This is a genomic window from Chryseobacterium gilvum, from assembly GCF_025628965.1.
Lineage (GTDB): Bacteria > Bacteroidota > Bacteroidia > Flavobacteriales > Weeksellaceae > Chryseobacterium > Chryseobacterium gilvum.
Genome location: NZ_JAOTEN010000001.1, coordinates 1340570 through 1360493, shown reverse-complemented (window position 1 = coordinate 1360493; position 19924 = coordinate 1340570). Strand labels below are relative to the sequence as shown.

General features: G+C 34.9%; 17 protein-coding genes and 1 tRNA gene. 11 read left to right on the top strand and 7 right to left on the bottom strand.

Going from position 1 to position 19924, the window contains the following annotated elements; all coding sequences use genetic code 11:
• Positions 1-32: 32 nt before the first annotated feature.
• From N0B16_RS06275 to N0B16_RS06240, 8 genes are all read left to right on the top strand, one after another.
• Entirely contained in the window at positions 33-4529 is a 4497-nt protein-coding gene (locus N0B16_RS06275) for a TonB-dependent receptor plug domain-containing protein (RefSeq protein ID WP_262989875.1), read from the top strand.
• Between the two features lie 93 nt (positions 4530-4622).
• Entirely contained in the window at positions 4623-5126 is a 504-nt protein-coding gene (locus N0B16_RS06270; RefSeq protein ID WP_262989874.1) for a GbsR/MarR family transcriptional regulator, read from the top strand.
• Positions 5127-5273: 147 nt separating this feature from the next.
• A complete protein-coding gene (locus tag N0B16_RS06265; protein WP_262989873.1) occupies positions 5274-6077 on the top strand; it encodes a DCC1-like thiol-disulfide oxidoreductase family protein in 804 nt (267 codons plus the stop codon).
• Positions 6070-6549 carry an SRPBCC family protein gene (locus tag N0B16_RS06260; protein WP_262989872.1) on the top strand — a complete coding sequence of 160 codons (480 nt, stop codon included), beginning with the start codon at positions 6070-6072 and terminating at the stop codon, positions 6547-6549. Before N0B16_RS06265 ends, N0B16_RS06260 begins: the two co-directional genes overlap by 8 nt.
• A 47-nt stretch (positions 6550-6596) precedes the next feature.
• Positions 6597-6860, top strand: a complete 264-nt coding sequence (locus N0B16_RS06255; protein WP_262989871.1) for a hypothetical protein — start codon at positions 6597-6599, stop codon at positions 6858-6860.
• 166 nt (positions 6861-7026) lie between these two features.
• Positions 7027-8415 (top strand): dihydrolipoyl dehydrogenase, encoded by a 1389-nt coding sequence (gene lpdA / locus N0B16_RS06250; RefSeq protein ID WP_262989870.1) that lies wholly within the window; start codon positions 7027-7029, stop codon positions 8413-8415.
• Between the two features lie 150 nt (positions 8416-8565).
• Positions 8566-9369 (top strand): patatin-like phospholipase family protein, encoded by an 804-nt coding sequence (locus tag N0B16_RS06245; protein ID WP_262989869.1) that lies wholly within the window; start codon positions 8566-8568, stop codon positions 9367-9369.
• A 280-nt stretch (positions 9370-9649) separates the two neighbouring features.
• Positions 9650-11596 carry an SPFH domain-containing protein gene (locus tag N0B16_RS06240; protein ID WP_262989868.1) on the top strand — a complete coding sequence of 649 codons (1947 nt, stop codon included), beginning with the start codon at positions 9650-9652 and terminating at the stop codon, positions 11594-11596.
• Positions 11597-11645: 49 nt separating this feature from the next.
• On the opposite strand, the gene N0B16_RS06235 is transcribed toward N0B16_RS06240, so the two are convergent.
• The 4 genes from N0B16_RS06235 to N0B16_RS06220 all read right to left on the bottom strand — a co-directional run bounded on the left by N0B16_RS06235 (position 11646) and on the right by N0B16_RS06220 (position 13972).
• Positions 11646-12080, bottom strand: coding sequence for a hypothetical protein (locus tag N0B16_RS06235; protein WP_262989867.1), 435 nt, complete (start codon positions 12078-12080; stop codon positions 11646-11648).
• Positions 12081-12122: 42 nt separating this feature from the next.
• Entirely contained in the window at positions 12123-12833 is a 711-nt protein-coding gene (locus N0B16_RS06230; protein ID WP_262989866.1) for an ABC transporter ATP-binding protein, read from the bottom strand.
• A 78-nt stretch (positions 12834-12911) separates the two neighbouring features.
• Positions 12912-13478, bottom strand: a complete 567-nt coding sequence (locus tag N0B16_RS06225) for a hypothetical protein (protein WP_262989865.1) — start codon at positions 13476-13478, stop codon at positions 12912-12914.
• Between the two features lie 420 nt (positions 13479-13898).
• Positions 13899-13972 (bottom strand) — tRNA-Arg (locus N0B16_RS06220).
• 52 nt (positions 13973-14024) lie between these two features.
• Between N0B16_RS06220 and N0B16_RS06215 the strand changes: the two genes are divergently transcribed.
• Genes N0B16_RS06215 through N0B16_RS06205 form a run of 3 tightly spaced genes read left to right on the top strand, consistent with a single transcriptional unit; the run spans position 14025 to position 17795 of the window.
• The gene (locus tag N0B16_RS06215) at positions 14025-15065 is read left to right on the top strand and encodes an ABC transporter substrate-binding protein (RefSeq protein WP_262989864.1); all 1041 of its coding nucleotides are present in this window, start codon (positions 14025-14027) and stop codon (positions 15063-15065) included.
• A 38-nt stretch (positions 15066-15103) separates the two neighbouring features.
• On the top strand, positions 15104-15748 hold the full coding sequence (gene mtgA / locus N0B16_RS06210) for a monofunctional biosynthetic peptidoglycan transglycosylase (RefSeq protein WP_262989863.1): 645 nt from the start codon (positions 15104-15106) through the stop codon (positions 15746-15748).
• A gap of 13 nt (positions 15749-15761) precedes the next feature.
• Positions 15762-17795 (top strand): transporter-like protein, encoded by a 2034-nt coding sequence (locus tag N0B16_RS06205; protein ID WP_262989862.1) that lies wholly within the window; start codon positions 15762-15764, stop codon positions 17793-17795.
• On the opposite strand, the gene N0B16_RS06200 is transcribed toward N0B16_RS06205, so the two are convergent.
• From N0B16_RS06200 to N0B16_RS06190, 3 genes are read right to left on the bottom strand one after another with little or no spacing between them, the layout of a single operon-like run.
• Complete coding sequence (locus tag N0B16_RS06200; protein WP_262989861.1) at positions 17773-18069, bottom strand: hypothetical protein; 297 nt, start codon at positions 18067-18069, stop codon at positions 17773-17775. The two genes, N0B16_RS06205 and N0B16_RS06200, sit on opposite strands and share 23 nt — an antisense overlap.
• A 3-nt stretch (positions 18070-18072) precedes the next feature.
• Complete coding sequence (gene recF / locus N0B16_RS06195; RefSeq protein WP_262989860.1) at positions 18073-19152, bottom strand: DNA replication/repair protein RecF; 1080 nt, start codon at positions 19150-19152, stop codon at positions 18073-18075.
• Complete coding sequence (locus N0B16_RS06190) at positions 19149-19910, bottom strand: UbiA prenyltransferase family protein (RefSeq protein WP_262989859.1); 762 nt, start codon at positions 19908-19910, stop codon at positions 19149-19151. Before N0B16_RS06190 ends, recF begins: the two co-directional genes overlap by 4 nt.
• Between the last annotated feature and the right edge of the window lie 14 nt (positions 19911-19924).

The window sequence follows — 19924 nt, the reverse complement described above, 5'->3', positions numbered from 1 at the left end:
CAATTTTTGCTTACCTGTTCAGTTGTATTTTTATGTTTTCAAATATTGTTTTGAAAGCACAGAATCAGTTCAAAGATTATGAAAAAGAAAAAACCTATATACAGACCAACCATGTATTTTACAAACCTGGCGAGGAAATGTATTTTAAGATATATGTTATTCAGGGAAAAAATAATTTGCCTGCCAATCTTAGTAAAGTGGTGAATTTTGAATTGATTGACCCAAGTGGAAGTATAATAAATAAATCTAAATATGTTATAAAAAACGGTTGCGCTGAAGGTTATATATATTTTGATAATGATATGAAGGGAGGGATTTACAAAATAAAAGCGTATACCAACTGGATGCTGAACGAAGACGGTAAAAATGCTTTTGAAAAAGAAATTACGCTGCAAAAAAATGTTTCTCCGAGAATTTTAATGAAACTTGATTTTCCTAAAAAAGGATATGGAGGAGGAGATGAAGTGTTGGCAGACTTTTCTGTGCGAAGCCTGAATAATTTGCCAATTCCTTTTTACGAAGCAGATTTTACCGTAATGCACGACGGAGAAAAAATCTCGGAAGGTAAATTAATTACCGATAAAGAAGGGAAATATCTGTTGACATTTAAACTGCCTCAGGTTTTAAAATCTTCGGATGCTTTACTCAATATTAAACTCAATTTTGATGGATTTACAGAATCTATTTCGAGAAATATCCCGATTGTGCTTAATCGTGTTGATTTGAAATTCATGCCGGAAGGCGGAACTTTCATCACCGGGATCGAACAGAATGTTGCTTTTAAAGCTATAGATGAATTTGAAAAGCCTGTTGATATTACTTTAGCTGTTTTTAATCATAAAGATGAAAAAATTACTGAAATTTCAGCTTATAACTTTGGCATGGGAAGCTTTTACATCACTCCGAAAAATGATGAAACTTATTACGCTAAAATTTTAAAACCGGAAAATATCAATTCTGTTTATAACTTTCCCTCTGCCAAAAATAATGGAATTGTTTTAAATCTGAAAAAAGAAAAGCAGAACATTATTTTAAAAATACATTCAGCGAAAGATAAAACAGTTTTGATTACAGGCAGCTTCCGTGAAAAAGAAATTTACCGCAAATCAGTTGTGCTGAATCAGGGTTTAAATCAATTTGAAATTACTGAAACAGATCTTCCGATCGGCATCTGCAGATTTACGGTTTCAGAAAATGATATTCCAATTGCTGAGCGTGTTGTTTTTGCTAATGAAAATAAGCAGATGAATATCAAAATAACACCCTCTAAAAAACATTACCTACCTAGAGAAAAGGTGATGGTTAATATAGAAACAAATGATGAAAACGGGAAACCGATTCCCGCAAATCTCGCAGTAAGTGTTATAGATGATAAATTGTGGACGTATGCAGATGATAGGCAAAATCATATTATTTCCTGGCTTTTGATGGATTCTGAATTGAGAGGTAAAATCGAAAGGCCGCAGTTTTATTTTGATAAAAAAGAAGAAAAAGCGCAGAAAAGTTTAGACTTAGTTATGCTTACCAACGGGTACCGGTATTTTGAAATGATCCATGAAACTGTGAAAAATGGTAAATACAAATATCTTCCCGAAAAGAAAAACCCGATTTATGGAATTGTGGAAGATGAGAACAATAAGCCTGTAAAAGCTGAAGTTTACCTGGTAGAGGGAGATTCTAAAATCCTGAAGCAGGCAACAGCTGAAAATGGACTGTTTTACTTTTCAGATCTAAATCGCCAGTATTCTTATAGAATTGTGGCAAAATCTTTACAGCCGAAGCAGAAAATTACCTTGAGAATTTTGTCTTTTAAATTAAATATCAATCCTTTAGCAAAACAATCTTTAACTAATATCGATCTAGAAGAAATTGTAAAAGAAGCTGAAATTAAAGAAAAACCAAAACCTGTGACTCAGGGAATCCAGAATATAATTAAAAATCAACCATATGTCACTAGCAAAGCAGATACAATCAGTAAAGAAAAAAATATTGAAGAAGTTGTTGTTTTAGGGTATAGTTCAGTGACCAAAGCAAAATCTACCTCATCTGTGACAACTATTGAAGCCGGAATTTTAGAAAACAAATCCAATGTTTCAGTTTTAAATACACTACAGGGTCAGGCAGCAGGAATTGTTATTAATTCTTCTTCCGGCTCTCCCGGTGCAGCTAATAATCTGTTAGTCAGAGGTACATCTTCAATATCTTCTAATTCAGAGCCACTGTATGTAGTTGACGGTTACATCTCAAATTCTTCAGAATTCAGAAAGCTCAATTCAAATAATGTTGAAAGTGTAGTTATTCTAAAAGATGCCGCTGCGACTTCCATTTACGGAAACCGAGCCGCTAATGGAGCAGTAATTATCAATTCAAAGAAAGACCGATATTCTAGACTAAAAATTGATATAACTCCGAAATCATATTATGCAGTTTTATCTGTAAATCGCGACAGTTTGGTTACTTATTCCTACACAAAAAACTTTTCGTACCCAAAATATGAATCTACAAATACCGCTTACCGTCACGATTACAGAGAAACACTATATTGGAATCCTGTAGTAGAAACGGATAAGGAAGGAAAAGCTACAGTAGAATTTTATAATTCGGATGCCAATACAGCCTTCAGAATCATTACCGAAGGAATTTCTTCAACCGGATTGACAGGACACGACGAAACTGCTTATTCAGCACAAAGTTTAATTTCTGTTGATGCGAAAATTCCACAGTACTTGACAAGAACAGATCAAATGCTGATTCCTGTGGTGATTAAAAACAATTCTTCCGAAACCAGGAAAATGGTCCTGAATGTGATGGTTCCGAATCATGTAAGACTCATGGAATTTGACAGCCTAATAACTTTAAAGCCCCTGGAATCAGGAAAACTTTTTGTAAAAATACAAACCGATTATGTGACCGCTTCCAATATCCAGTTTACTGTAAAATCGAATGATTTCCGTGAAACGGTGATTTTACCCTTTAATGTTGAGGAAAAGGGATTTCCGTATCATTTTTCATTGATAAACAATAAATCAGAAAGCCTGAATATTTATATCCCGGAGTATATTAATGGCAGTTTCTTCGCTTCATATTATGTGTATGAAAATTCTGCATTACAGATGTTTGAAGATTTAGAAAGACTAAAAAGAGAGCCTTACGGATGTTTTGAACAGCTTTCATCAACAGTTTATCCAAATATTTTTATTATGGATTATTTGAAGTCTGTCAAAAAAATTGATGCGGGTACAGAAAATTCAGTGATCAGAAATATGAAAAAAGGATATCAAAGAATGCTTAGCTATAAAAACAAAGACGGTGGATTTGGGTATTTCAGCGATACTGAATCTGATGTTTCACTATCGGCTTTTGCCCTACTAGAGTTTAAAGATCTGAAAAAATATGTGAATGTAGAGCCGAAAATAATTCAAGATCTCACTTCTTTTATACTCTCAAAGAAAAATTCAAACGGGCAGTTTGAGGTAAGAAGAAACTTCGAAATTAAAAAACCATACACAGATTACGCGTGGGCAAGAAACATGTATGTTTTATATGCATTATCTAAAGCCGGTTTTAAACAGGAGATCGAAGATTCGTATAAAATTAATCTGAATAGAGCTTTAGCTAAAAAAGATTCTTATCACCTTACTTTAATGGCCAATGTATCTGCAGATCTGGGTAAAAAAGATGATTATAAATTATTAATAGACTTTTTAAATCAACAGTATGAAACAAAAAATATAAGAGCAGAAACAACTTTTACGGGTTCCGGAGGGAAATCTGCCAATGCAGAAACGCTTTCACTGTATATAATGGCCCTGCAAAAAGATGAAAAAGTTAATCAATTAAAAATAGCTCAAGTTGCAGATGAATTAATCAATTATAACGGTTATTACGGCTTCGGATCTACACAGGCAACTGCATTGGCTTTGGAAGCTTTGTCCGGTTTTTTTGGCAGAAATGGAATGCTTTACGGAACAGAAAAACCAAACATTAAAGTAAACGGATCAGAAATTATGCCCAATAACAGTTTTGCATCAGCTTTCAAGCCGGGAGAAAACGAAATCAAAGTTGATTATATAACTAAAAAAGGATTGCCCTACAAATTAGATTATCATTATTATACATTGCAGGTTCCTGAAAGCCAAAATATTCCTGTTATACTGGATACAAAGCTGAAATCGGAAATTTCAAAAGTAGGACAGACTAACAGATTGACTGTTACGGTCAAAAATACAATTAACGGGCAGTTGCCGATGGTAACGGCAAAAATCGGGATTCCTGCAGGGTTTACTTTACAGAATGCTTTGTTAAAAGATATTTTGGATAAGAAATTAATTTCTTATTATGAAATTTTTGACAATTATCTGGTTTTATATTGGGAACATTTTGATGCCAATGAAACAAAAATTATTAATCTCGATTTAAAAGTAGAATTTTCAGGAGAATATACAGGAAGGTCGAGCAATGTTTACTTGTACTATATGCCGGAATTGAAATTTTGGAATCAAGGAATCTCAGCTAAAATTGAACCTTAATTCAAAAGTGGAATATTAGCATAATTAATTTTCAATTATTATTGAAAGTTCAAAAAATATGATTATATTTGTAATAGAAATTCAAACAAATACATGAAACTTTCAGAAGCTAAAGAAAAATATATTCAGACTTGGGGCACTTTTGCAACCAGTTGGGGAATTAATCGTACCATGGCGCAGGTTCATGCTTTATTGCTGGCAAACGGGAAACCACTTTCTACGGATGAAGTAATGGAACTGCTGGAAATTTCCAGAGGGAACGCCAATATGAATCTTAGAGCTCTGATGGATTGGGGAATTGTGAAAAAAGAATTCGTAAAAGGAGACCGGAAAGAGTATTTCACCGCCGAAAAAGATGTCTGGTTTTTATTTAAGCAAATCACAAAAGAGCGCAGAAAAAGAGAAATCGAACCTGTCGTTGCATTTCTGGAAGAATTGAAAAATATTGAAGATAATAATTCTGAAGAAGCCAAAGAATTTATTAAATTAATGGATGACTTCAGCAATGTTACCAGCAAAATCAATAATATTATGGATCTCGCAATAAAGAGTGATGACCATTGGCTGGTCGGAAAGATTACCAATTTATTAAAATAGAAAGGATGCCAAATCCTTTTTTATTTCAAATAAACTTTCAAAAATTACTGAAAATATAATAATTATGAAAAACTTAATCATTCACCTGTTTTTAATTTTTTATTTCGGAAGAAAGAATAAAAAAATGAACTTTTAAAACATATTGCTATGAAACCGCTTAAAAATCACACCCTTATTTACGATAATGATTGCCCTATGTGCAATTTATATTCAAAAGGTTTTATAAAATCCGGTATGCTGGATGAAAACGGAAGAGAAGCATTCACAGAATTATCATGTAAAAATAAAAATCTGATTGACTTTAATCGTGCGAAAAACGAAATTGCGTTAGTTGATCATAATCAAAATACCGTAATTTACGGTTTAGACAGTTTGCTTGCTATTATCGGCAATTCATTTCCGTTGTTGGAAAAAATTGCGAGAATACAACCGTTGTATTGGTTTTCCAGAAAGTTATATTCTTTTGTCTCTTACAACAGAAAACAGATCATCCCCTCAGAAAACACAGATTATTCCTGCACTCCTGATTTTAACTTAAAATATAGGTTGGCTTATATCGCATTTGTGATACTATTTTCCTCTTTAATAGGATATGCAAGTAAAGAAAAATCAGAGTTGTTTAGCGGATTAGACGTTATATGGCTTCCTGTATTTTATATCGTTCTGATCTTTTGGCAGCTTTTATTTTTACAGTCGTCTTCAAAAGAAAATATTTGGGATTATCTGGGAAATATGATGACCGTTTCATTGATAGGGTCTTTGCTTTTCTTTCCTGTTTTAATAATTGATACGCATTCTTTTCCGGGCTCTATTTATTGTGGAATTGTAGCAACGATCATGCTTCTGGAACATGTCAGAAGATGTACAATATTAAATTTGTCTGTCTTTCATACGATCAGCTGGCTTGTGTTTATTGGAATATATGTAATAATATGTATGTACTATGTCTGAAATCCATCTCGAAACAATCATCAAAGCTGATAGTCACAAAGTTTTCGACTTAGCCAGAGACATCGATCTTCATCAGAAATCAACTTTTAAAACAGGAGAAACAGCAATTGCAGGGCGAACAGAAGGTTTGATTGAATTAAACGAAACCGTAACCTGGAGAGCCAAACATTTAGGAGTTTACCAAACCCATACTTCTAAAATCATCAGCATGAAAAAACCTTACGAATTCACAGATATCATGCTGAGAGGAACTTTTAAAGCATTGAAGCATCAACATGTTTTTAAACAGGATGGCGAAAATACAATCATGACCGATATATTTGAATTTGAATCTCCTTTCGGATTCATCGGAAAACTTTTTAACTATTTTTTCCTAAAGAATTATCTTACCAAATTTCTGTCAACCAGAAACGAATTGATTAAACAGACCGCCGAAAATGCAAATTCGGGTGTGGTACGATATATGCAATAGATGTCTTAAACCTGTATGATTTCAATGCATACACTAAAGTAAACATTATGAAAAAGTTTTTTATATCAGCAATGGTCTTAATCGGATTTTCAGTAAGTATGAATGCCCAGAAAAGACCTCCTGCGCCGCCGCACCCGTCAAAAAGTGAGTTGGTAAACAGCAAATCCCGTGAGTTGGCGAAAAGATATCAGGCTGAAAAAAAAATGATCATGAATCATCCTGTAGCCACTCAAAAAATGAAAAATGAGCAGCTGAAAGCTTTAAATATAAGGTACCAGAATGAAAAGCGTCTGTTAAGAGCCGGAAAATAAATAAAAGCTATAAAAAGAAATCAGAAATGATTATAAAGAGAATACTTTGGTGTTCTCTTTTTTTGTTTTTCCATATAAAGTCTATCTCCGTTCATGCACCAGATGAATGAAAGAAACATTAAACATCCAATATTTTTGCTTAAATTCGCATAAAAATTTTAAGCTAATGAATTACGATATTATTGTCATCGGAAGTGGTCCCGGTGGATATGTTACAGCAATCAGAGCAGCACAGTTGGGGTTTAAAACCGCAATTATCGAAAAAGAAAACTTAGGAGGGATTTGTCTTAATTGGGGATGTATCCCAACCAAAGCTTTATTGAAGTCGGCTCAGGTATTTCATTATATCAATCATGCTGAAGATTATGGTTTAAACAAAGTGGAAGCAGGCTTTGAATTTCCAAACGTAATTCAGAGAAGCCGCGGCGTTGCCAATAAAATGAGCAAAGGCATTGAATTCCTGATGAAGAAAAACAAAATCGATGTGATTCTGGGAACCGCTAAAATTTTAAAAGACAAAAAAGTATCTGTTACCGATAAAGAAGGTAAAGTTACCGAATATACAGGAAGCAATATCATTATTGCAACCGGAGCCCGTTCCAGAGAATTGCCGAATTTACCACAGGATGGTAAAAAAGTAATCGGATACAGACAGGCTTTATCACTTCCGGAGCAGCCAAAATCTATGATCGTAGTAGGTTCCGGTGCAATTGGGGTAGAATTTGCCGACTTCTATAATACGATGGGAACAAAAGTAACCGTTGTAGAGTTTTTACCGAATATCGTTCCTGTAGAAGATGAAGAAATTTCTAAACATCTTGAAAAATCACTTAAAAAATCAGGAATTGACATTATGACCAATGCTTCAGTAGAAAGCGTTGATACCAGTGGAAACGGAGTAAAAGCTACCGTAAAGACGACAAAAGGAAACATCACGCTTGAAACTGATATTTTATTGTCTGCGGTTGGTATTGCTGCCAATATCGAAAACATCGGCCTTGAAGAAGTGGGAATCCAGACTGATAAAGGAAGGGTGTTGGTAAATGAATGGTACGAAACTTCGGTTCCGGGCTATTTTGCAATCGGAGATATTATCCCGACGCAGGCTTTGGCGCATGTTGCTTCCGCAGAAGGAATCACTTGTGTCGAAAAAATCAAAGGAATGCATGTTGAGAAAATCGACTATGGTAATATTCCTGGTTGTACATATTGTCATCCGGAAGTAGCTTCTGTAGGCCTTACCGAAAAGCAGGCAAAAGAAAAAGGATACGAAATCAAAGTGGGGAAATTCCCTCTTTCTGCAAGCGGAAAAGCTACGGCAAACGGAAATACAGATGGTTTCATCAAAGTGATTTTCGATGCCAAATATGGGGAATGGTTGGGTTGTCACATGATTGGTGAAGGCGTTACCGATATGGTTGCTGAAGCAGTAGTTGCGAGAAAATTAGAGACTACAGGTCACGAAATTATCAAATCAATCCACCCGCATCCAACAGTTTCCGAAGCGATTATGGAAGCTGCAGCAGCTGCATATGGAGAAGTGATCCATATCTAAAAAGATAAATATAGGTTAAAAAAGCCACAGATTATTCTGTGGCTTTTTTATGGATTTAAGAAAAATTATAGAAGTATTAAAATAATTTTAAAATCTGATATTTCTAAAAATTAACCCCTTTTTTACAACCTCTTTTCTTAATTTTATTCCATGAATACTGAAAAAACTGGTCTGGTCTTATCGGGTGGCGGAACCAAAGGAATTGCGCATGCAGGAGTCCTGAAATTTCTGGACGAAAAAAACATCAATATCGACGTTTTATCCTGTTGCAGTGCAGGCTCAATCGTTGGATGTTTACATGCGGTCGGCAAAAAGCCCGAAGAGATTTTAGATTTTTTCCAGTCGGTGTATTTTTTCAACTGGAAGCATTTTGCTTTTAACCAGCCGGGTTTGGTTTCGTCCGTTATTTTTGCCAATTACCTGAAACCTGTTTTTCAGGATATGAAAATCGGAGATTTGGATAAAGAAGTAAAAATCGTCGCTACAGAGCTCGTTTCAGGAACCGAAAAAATATTTGACAAAGATTTTAAAGTTATTGATGCCATCATTGCGTCATGCTCAATCCCCGGAATTACAACGCCTTACATTGTAGGAGACGAAATGTATTGTGACGGTGGAGTGCTTAATAATTTTCCTGCAGATCTCATCATTAACGATTGTGATACTCTGATCGGAGTTTTTGTTTCACCGCCGAGCGATATTAAAATCAATGATTTAAAAACCATTAAAGCGATTGTTTCCCGATCATACGATTTGCTTTCTTACAGGGTAGAAAAGACAAAATTTGAGCATTGCGACTGGTTTATTCCGCTTCAGGATTTATCCGGTTTTGGTACTTTTGAAAGAAAAAAAGACCGTATGCAGCAAATCTATACTATAGGTTATGAGACTGCCAAAAATAGTTTTGAAAGCGTACAGAACATTTTTATAAAAGATCATATTGATTGTCTGTGACTTATATTATTTTTGAAAAATATTTTAGTTTTTTCATTTATTTAAATATTTTATAATGTACATTTGTATAGCAAAAGGAAATTATCCTTTGTGATTACAAATGAAACCAACAAATTTCAAAATTTTTCTCCTAAAAGTATCAGAAATTGTTTTCACGATTTTTAATACGTCTCCTCCTTCACTTTCTTAGTTTTCCGAAGATTCATCTGCATGACTCTACCTTATTTTAAAATAGGGCTGTAAGTCATTTCCTATATTTTAACTAAACTTTAAACAAACTATGGAACTTACATTTCAAGGCTGGATGATTCCGGCTGTCATTGCACTGTTGTGCTTACTTTTTTATAAACTTATATTACGCGTCTTCTTTGGGCTGGTTATTGTGCCGGAAGACAGAATTGGCCTCGTTACCAAAAAATTTGTATTGGTAGGAAAACAGGAACTTCCGGAAGGAAGAATTATCGCTACAAATGGTGAAGCGGGTTTTCAGGCGCAGACTTTAGCTCCGGGAATTTATTTTGGCAAATGGATTTGGCAATATACGATTCAGTTTCAGCCGTTTACCGTGATTCCTACGGGCAAATTGGGGCTTATTCTGGCAAAAGACGGTACAGAATTGGAAACAGGACGTATTTTAGCAAGAAAAATTGCCTGCGATTCTTTTCAGGATGCAGAAGCGTTTCTTAGAAACGGTGGACGAAAAGGACGGCAAACTGCCATTATTGCTCCGGGTTCTTACAGAATTAATACTTTATTGTTTGATGTTGAACTCACCGAAATGACTCAGATTCCGGATAATGCGGTAGGAGTGATTACCACAATGGAAGGAAACCCTTTGGAAGAAGGCCAGATTGCCGGTAAAATTATAGAATCGCATAATAAATTTCAGGATGTAGATACTTTTTTGAACAACGGAGGTTATAAAGGGCTTCAGGAGCAGGTAATTTTGGCGGGTTCTTATTTCTTAAACCCGTGGTTTACAAAAGTTGAAATGGTGCACATGACAGAAATCCCGATTGGCCACGTCGGAGTAATTATCAGTTATGTAGGCGCAGAAGGTAAAGATTTGAGCGGTATCGATTTTAAACACGGAAATATAGTTGAAAAAGGTCATAAAGGAGTTTGGTCTGAGCCGATCGGTCCCGGAAAATATCCTATTAATCCTTATATTATGAAAGTTGAATTGGTTCCCACAACGAATTTAGTATTAAACTGGGCTTATGAAAGAAGCGAATCCCATCAATTAGATAAAAATCTTTCTACGATAACCGTAAGAAGTAAAGACGGTTTCCCTTTCAATCTTGATGTTTCCCAGATTATTCATATTCCGACCTATGAAGCGCCGAAAGTGATTGCCCGTTTTGGAAATATGATCAACCTGGTAAGCCAGGTTTTAGAACCTACGATTGGAAACTATTTCAGAAATTCTGCTCAGGACAGCGATGTGATTGCCTTTTTGGGTACCCGTAAAGAAAGACAGCAATCTGCAAAAGAACATATCAGCAGCGTTTTAGATCAATATAATGTAAATGCGGTTGATACTTTGATTGGAGCTATTGTTCCTCCGGAAAGCCTTATGAAAACACTGACTGACCGAAAACTGGCAGAAGAGCAAAAAATTACCTACGAAACTGAAATGTTGGCGCAGGAAACCCGACAAAGCTTAGAGAAAGAAACGGCAGTTGCCGATATGCAGAAAGAAATTGTAAAAGCAGATCAGGGGGTTTGGATTGCCGAACGCGTTGCTGATGCCTCGGTTAAAAAGGCAACAGGTGATGCCAATTCTGTACGTCTGCAGGCCAATGCGGAAGGTGACAGACTAAAATTACTGGCAACCGGTGAAGCAGAAAAAACAAGACTTTTAGCGAAAGCAGAATCCGAAAAGATAGAATTACTGGCCAAAGCAAATGCGGAACAGATTTCTTTAACGGGTAATGCCGAAGCCGAAAAAATTCTGGCAATCGGTAAATCGAATGCAGAATCTTATAAATTATCTGTAGAAGCAATGGGCGGGAATAATTTCACCCAGTTAAAAATCATGGAAAATATAGCTTCTCAGAATGTGAAAATAATGCCGGATATTCTCATTGGCGGAAATGGAGATGCTGCGAATGGCGGCATCAGCGGATTATTAGGTTTACAGCTTCTTGAGCAGGTTCAAAAGAGAAATCAAGAAGGTAAAGGAATGCTAATTGATAGAACTGAAACTCCGAAACAGGAAAGTTAATATTAAAAAGCTCTCATTTTTATGGGAGCTTTTTTTATAATAATATAAATTAATTTTTAACAATTTGTGCATCTTGTTTTACAATGGTGTCACCTGCATCGTTAATGACTACTAAGGTATAAGGAGACTTGTTTTTGGAACTCGTAAGGTAATTTCTCCAGATCTGATAAAGATATCCATTGTTGTTGAATTCATAATAATAATTTCCACCGCTGCCATCCTGAACAATTTCTCCGTCACTGATGATCATGCTTGGTTTCGATGTTATTTTTGAATTGGCTGCCCAGGATTGATACAGATATTTACCGTTCGGCTGCACATCAATTTTTATTTTGAATTTCTTTGTTTTTACAATGATGGTTTTCGGTACTTTCTGAAAAATACTTTTCTCTACCGGATGTACATCTTTATTTTCAGACTCATAGGCTGAAACCGTTGAAAACTGCGCAATGCAGAATGCGCCTAACAAGATTTTTTTGATCATATTACTATTTTTGTTGTGTAAGATGATCAAAAATGAAGCCAATTAGAGATGAGATTCTGTCTGTGTATAGCTGGCAAAAGCTTCTTCCAGACTGTTGAATTTCCCTTTAAATTCATCAATAGGGCAGTCCTGCAAAATGTTTCCTTTATGAATAAGAATCACGCGTGTACACAGAGCTTCAACTTCCTGCATGATATGTGTAGAAAGCAATACCGTTTTTTCTTTCCCGATTTCTTTAATGACATTCCTGATTTCGATAATCTGATTCGGATCAAGGCCATTGGTCGGTTCATCAAGAATCAAAAAATCCGGCTGATGAATGATGGCTTGTGCAAGACCGACTCTCTGTTTGTATCCTTTTGATAACTGGCTTATTTTTTTAGATTTTTCCGGCGTGATTCCAACCAGTTCTATCACTTCATCCACTCTTTTTTCAGAAATTTGATGGATATTGGCTACAAACTGCAGGTATTCCTTCACGTACATTTCCAGATACAAAGGATTGTTTTCCGGCAAAAATCCGATGTTTTTCTTACTTTCAATTTCATTCTCGGTAATATCGTTCCCATTAAAAATAATTGTGCCATCATCAATTTTCAAAGCACCTACAATAGATTTCATCAGGGTAGATTTTCCTGCGCCATTTGGCCCGAGAAGGCCAATGATTTCATTCTTATCGATGGTGATATTTATATTCTGAAGTGCTGTTTGTTCAGCAAATTTCTTAGTGATATTTTTTATGTGAAGAGACATAGGGATGAGAATTTTTACAAAAATAAAAATAAAAAACTCATTCCTGAGGAATGAGCTGCGTTATATTTTAAAAACGAATTATTTTTTTGATTTTTTAGCCTTTGTTGGTGCAGGATTTGTAGCGGGCTGTGTATAATTGGATGTATTCGTGGTTGGTGTGGTCATATTTGCCTTAGCTGAAGGCTTATTATAAAATGCAGCTTTTGATGTACCCAATCCAAAAATCTTATCTACCTGTTTTTTATTCAGAAACTGAGATTTCCCAACATACTTTCTGTTTTTATTGATATATTGAATAAACTGCACGGTAGGCTGTCCGTAATTTTTTTCATAATGAAGCTCAATAATATCATTTGGAAGTTCCAGAGTCACATTTCCGGTAGGCTCATCAATAAATCCGTCGGTAATCAATTTATAAAGGCCCTGTACATCAGCATTTACATCCTGAAAAGAAAAAGACCTGAATGTGTTCAGATTACTGGTATTAATATCCTGATAATTGATCGTATATTTATTTTCTTTTTTATAAAGACCTACAGAGTTTTCTTTTCCGATTTCTACTAAAGTTTCATTTTTCAAAACCTTGATCTGCGAGAAAACTGACATCCCGAATAGGCAGGTAAAGAGTAGAATTATTTTTTTCATGTAATTTATATTTTAGATCTGATGATTGATATTGCTAAGTTAGAAGATTATGTGATACGCCACAATTTTTATGTCGCAAAAATAATGTTTTTTTTTAATATTAAATTTTTAACCGGGAAAACAGTATTCGATTCATAACATTTATAAATTCAATGAAATCGTACTTAAAAACTATATTTTAATATGAATGTTGAGATTATTTATTTTTTTTAATAAAAGAATTATAATTTTTAAATAAAATATTCCTGAAATTATCTAATATGATAAATAAAATTGTATCCGTATCCAAATTATGTTATCAAGTGATCCGTAAATAGTAAGGAGTAATATTGATCTGGATGCTGAGTAATTACAGTAAAACAGATATTCTTGAAATAAAAATAAAACCGACACAGAATGTATATTCAGATGTCGGTTGTGTGACCTCGACAGGATTCAAACCTGTAACCTTCTGAGCCGTAATCAGATGCGCTATTCAGTTGCGCCACGAGGCCTTTTTAAAGGTTTGCAAATATAATACTTTTTTGCGTTCTTTGAAAGATGAAAATGAAATTTTTATTTTTTATCACACTTTTAAGCATGATCGCCTGCAACCAGGAATCCAAAAAAAATGCTGCAGATTTTATTGCGCTTTCTGAAAGGCTTCAATATCAGGAAAGTAATGAAGGATTGAAACTAAAATCAGGAAAGTTCAGCTATGATTTCAGGGCAAATCAGCTGCCTTTTAAAAGAGCGGTATTTTTAAATGCGAGCTTATTAGGATACGTTTCAGAAATAAAAGCTGAAAATGCTGTTGCCGGAGTAGCCAGTCCGGAATATATTTATTCAGAAAAAATTCATAATCTCATTAAGCAAGGGAAAATTCAAAATGTAGGAAACGAACAGAAATATGATGTTGAAAAGATTATTTCCATGAAGCCGGATGTTATTTTTACCAATTATATAGCCAGTTTTGAAAACACGTATCAACTTCTAAAGACCAACGGGATTCAGGTTGTTTTCCTTGATGAATATATGGAGCAGAAACCGCTGGAAAAAACAGCTTATATAAAGATTTTCGGAAAACTTTTCGGAAAAGTTGAAACGGCAAAAAAACGATACCGGGACATTGAAAAAAATTATAATCAGCTTAAGAAACTGGCGCTAAAAGCGACTGCAAGACCCAAGGTTTTAGCCAACGAAATGTATGGTGATGTGTGGTATTTGCCGGGTGGTAAAACCTTTACTGCCCATTATATTTCCGACGCCAATGCAGAATATATCCTGAAAAATAATACTGCCGAAAATGCTGTTACCATGAGTTTTGAAGAGGTGTATGCACAATCCGGAACTGTACAATACTGGATCAACGCAGGAAACCATACCTCAAAAAAAGAATTGCTCGGTATTAACCCTTTTTATGCAAAACTTGAAGTTTTTAATAAAGGTAAAATTTATGCAGTAACGGCAAAAGAAAAAGGAAAGTCCAATGATTTTTTTGAAAGCGGAGTGGTGCGTGCAGATTTGGTTCTTAAAGATTATATCAGAATTTTCCATCCGGAAATTTTGCAGAACGATCCGCTTACCTATATGAAAGAAATACAATAGTCAGACTATTTTACTACTTTTGCACTAGTTTTTATCATATGTGGAAGAAAATAAAACAGCTTATTTTTATCGTTCTCGTGCTGAACGTTCTGTTTATCATTTGGGGAAGATTTTTTAATCCGCCCATTACCATTACCCAGATCGGTGGCCTTTTCGAATACGGAAAGCTGCAAAGAGATTACATTTCTTATGATGAGATGGGCAACAATGTAAAAAAAGCGGTGATTGCCTCGGAAGATCAGAAATTTTTTATTCATAACGGCTTCGATTACAAAGCGATTGAAAAAGCTATGAAGCATAACGAAAAAGGGAAAAAAGTGAGAGGCGGAAGCACCATTTCTCAGCAAACCGCAAAAAATATTTTCCTTTGGCAGGGAAGGAGCTGGCTGAGAAAAGGCTTGGAAGCGATGTATACCTTTATCATAGAAAAAGTCTGGAGCAAAGATATTATTCTTGAAAGATATCTTAATTCTATTGAAATGGGAAGGGGCGTTTTCGGGGTAGAAGCGGCTTCACAGTACTATTTCGGAAAACCTTCAAAAGATTTAAATACTTCAGAAGCAGCCTGGATTGCTACAGTTTTACCCAACCCAAAAAAATATGATCCTAAAAACCCTTCTTCCTATTTAAGAAAGAAACATAACTGGATTATGAGACAAATGAAAAATGTAAGTTTGAAATAGTATCTTTGTACGAATGAAACTTCTCAGTTCTAGTACAAAAAATTTTGAATCTGTTCTTAAAAAATATTTTTCTTTTAAGAATGAAACCCTTTCTCTGGAACCATTGGCGGAATTTCTGGAAAGCATCAAAAAGGCAGATTTTACTTCAGTTTTGAATTGTTTTAAAGCAAATCCTGATCTTAAAGACAATTTCAGATACTACATTCATAATATTTTTAAAGGAAGACCTTTCAATTTATCGCTCACTGAAGCCAATATTTTATCTGAAAATGCGTTTTTTCCGGAGCTGAAAAAAAGAATTCTTAATAAAATTTTACCTCCTGTAGAAAATGAAAATACCATTTGGTACCTGATTGACAACATCAGTTTCAGGCCAAAAAAAGATCTGGAATATCTTCATAATCTCCCGGAAAATGAAGTAGATGAGTTTCTTTATATGTTGGAGGTTGATAATTTCATCCAAAAAAAAGAGGTTAAAAAGGAGCTTATTTTTTCCATGAATATCCTTTCCTGGAGAGTTACGGGAATGGCACTGGAAGTGGAAGTTGTAAGAATGGCACCGGAATACAAGAATTTTGACAATCCTTTTATTGCGCTGCAGAATGAGCTGGAAGCCTTAGCGGAAGATTTTAAAACACATCCGGAAATTCAGCTGCATTCCAAAGACAGCCGGTATAAGCAGATTAAAATTTATATTGAGCAGTGTCAGGATTTTGTAAATATCGCATTCAAAAATTCTTCGAAATATGGTATTTCCGGCAAGATCAATCAGTCTCTCTTAAAAATCCGCCAGCAAAACCAGAGAATTTTTGAAATTGTGCAACTTTTGGTGATTGATCGTGACCAAGATATCATCATTAAATCCAAACAGCTTATTTTCAATGTTTTAAGCTATAAATCTCATAAAAACAACATTGCAGAACTTTTTAACGACAGTACAAGACTGCTCTCACATCTTATTACCAATCATACGGCAGAAACAGGTACCCATTACATTACTTCAAGTAAAAAAGAATATATAAAAATGTTCTATAAAGCCAGTGGCGGCGGTATTATTGTAGGGGCGCTGTGCGTTTTGAAAATGTTGTATGGCTTTATGCCCGGAAGTGATTTTTTTCATGCATTTTTATATGCTCTCAACTATGCGATGGGATTTATCATGATTTACCTGATGAGCTTCACTCTGGCCACAAAACAGCCTGCAATGACGGCTGCAACGATGACGAAAGTTTTATCTGAACAGGGGAATACAAAAAGAAATAATACCGAGTTTGCAGATCTGGTTTCCAAATTATTCCGGAGCCAGTTTATTGCTTTTGTGGGGAATGTTTTGCTTTCATTTCCGATCGCTTTAATTATCATGTATGGTCTGGATGTGTTTTTTACCCAAAATCTGGCCGTTGAAAAATCTGATAAGCTGCTCAAAGATTTAGATCCTTTTCAGTCTAAAGCCATATTACATGCATGTATCGCGGGGTTTTATCTATTTATTTCCGGGATTATTTCGGGAACCATCGGGAACAACTCCGTATTTTTTCAGATTCCGGACCGGATTGCTAAAAACATGGGTATAAAAAGGGTTTTCGGTGCAAAATTTGCGAAAAGCCTTTCAAAATACTATGCCAAAAACTGGGCGGGGATTATCTCCAATTTCTGGTTCGGGGTTTTCTTGGGAGCCACCGCACCTATTGGTTTATTTTTCGGGTTAGATCTGGATATTCGACACATCACTTTTGCAGCGGGTAATTTTGCCATCGGTCTGTACGGAAAAGATTTTTCGGTAGGTTCTTACACATTCTGGATCTCTTTTCTCACCGTATTTATGATCGGGTTTTTCAATTTCATCGTAAGTTTCGGGCTGTCAATGTTTTTGGCATTCCGGTCACGAAAGCTGAATTTCGGAGAGGTAAGCGAAATTTACCGGGAAATTTTCAGCTATTTTATGCGTCATCCTTTAAAGTTTTTTCTTCCGATCCGTTCACGATTTGATGAGAAAACAAATAATATGATGCAGAATACAATGCTTACAAAATCTGAAGATCAATAAAATTTTCGGCACCGAAATGATCCTGAAACTTCTTTAAATAAACGCTTCTGCGCAAATTGAAATCATTTTTCAGTAAGGGTGAATTGATCTTAATAAGCACTGTTTTATGGTCAATATTAACGCTTTCAATTTCGTTAAATAAGCTTTCATCAAGATATTCTTCGAGAAAATCTTTAATTTCAAAAGCCAATAGTTTATCTTCAAAACCATAAATTTTTGCGAAAGATTTTACAAGTTCTGATGATTGAAATTCACGTTTTTTCCCTTTTTTCATAGCTCAGATTTCAAAGATAATACTTTCTTCATTGATTTTTTTTACAACATTTTCTGTACGTTCCCTATGCGTATCCGTAATAAAAATCTGCCCGAAATTTTCCTGGTTTACCAGTTTGATCAGCTGGGCAACTCTGGTGTCATCCAACTTATCAAATATGTCATCTAATAAAAGAACAGGAGTTTTTCCCGTAAGCTCTTTGATGAGGCTCATCTGTGCCAGTTTCAGCGAGATCAGGAATGATTTTTGCTGGCCTTGTGAACCGATTTTTTTGATCAAAACCGCATTCATTTCAAAAAGCAGATCGTCTTTATGAATACCTTTTGAGGTATAGGTTAACATCCGGTCTCTTTCAAGATGATCTTCCAAAAGCTGATCAAATGTATTTTCAAGCAGATGCGATTCATAAATAACCGAAACAGTCTCTTTGCCGCCGGAAATCATCTGATAAAAATTCTGAACGATAGGATTCAGTTTTTCGACAAACTCTTTTCGTTTTTCATAAATTTTGGTTCCGGATTTTGTGATGGGTTCGTCATAGATTTCCAGGGAATCTCTATCCCAGATTCTGTTTTTAGCAAAATATTTCAACAGTGCATTTCTCTGTTGAATCGTTTTTTGATATTGAATAAGATCAAAAAGATATGCGGAATCGGTCTGGGAAATCATAGAGTCCAGGAATTTTCTCCTGCTCTCCCCGGAATCCGAAATCAGGTTAGAATCATAAGGCGAAATCATTACACTCGGCAAATATCCTATATGATCCGCTAAGCGGTCGTAGCTTTTATCATTTTTTTTAATGATTTTTTTAGCTTCTCTCGGCTGAAGAACTTTGATAATATCTTCACGGTCATCATTTTGAATTCCGGCTTCAATTGTAAAAAAATCTTCTTCACTTTTGATGTTATTAAGATCAGTATTTCCCAAAAAGCTTTTTCCTACCGACAGATAATGAAGAGCATCGAGAATATTGGTTTTTCCTGCACCGTTATTGCCCACAAAACAATTGATCTGCGGTGAAAAATCAAATTTTTTCTCAGAATGATTTTTAAAGTTTAGCAGAGAAAGGGTTTTAATAATCATTTTTCAAAAATACTCAATATTACTAAGAATAAAAAAGGAAGCGCAGAGCAGGTTTCCACTCCGAAGGAAAAATAAGCATCATTTCTGCTGTTTTCAGAAAAATAAATGAACAGGAAAGAAATTATACCGGCTAAAAAAAATGAAAAGGAATAATAAATACTCAGATATGCTGCAGATAAAAGAATGCTTAAAAAGATAAGCAGATAGGCAGTATATTTGGTATTCTGAACCCCAATAAGCTTTGGAAAAGTGTGAATGGTATCACTTTTCATATCACGAATATCGAAAGGCAGAACCAAGGCCGTAATAAAAAAAAAGCTGATCAGAAAAACAGGAACACTAAAAGTTGGTAGAGTGAGCCAACAATTGACCAATGCCCAAACTAAACCTACATAAAATACCTTTAGTAAAGGTATTTTTCTGATATAAGTTTCCAGAAAAAAACTATTGTACAGCAGGCCCAAAACGACAATAATAAACCATTTTATCAGTCGTATTTCATTATGATTTAAAATAATTAAAATAGCAGAAACAATTCCGGCAAATACATTCAAAATCAAGATTTTGTAAAAATGTTTCGTGTTTTGATATTTGGTGTACAAATAGCCACTGAAATAAGTAATAAATATCAGAACTACAGAGGGGAAACGGAATGTATTTTGCTCAAACATGAAAAATATTGCGAAAAATGTTCCCATCAGAGATACATACAACTGAGTGTCTATAAGATATTTTTTCAGTACATTTAAGAAATTCATTGATCAAAAATAAC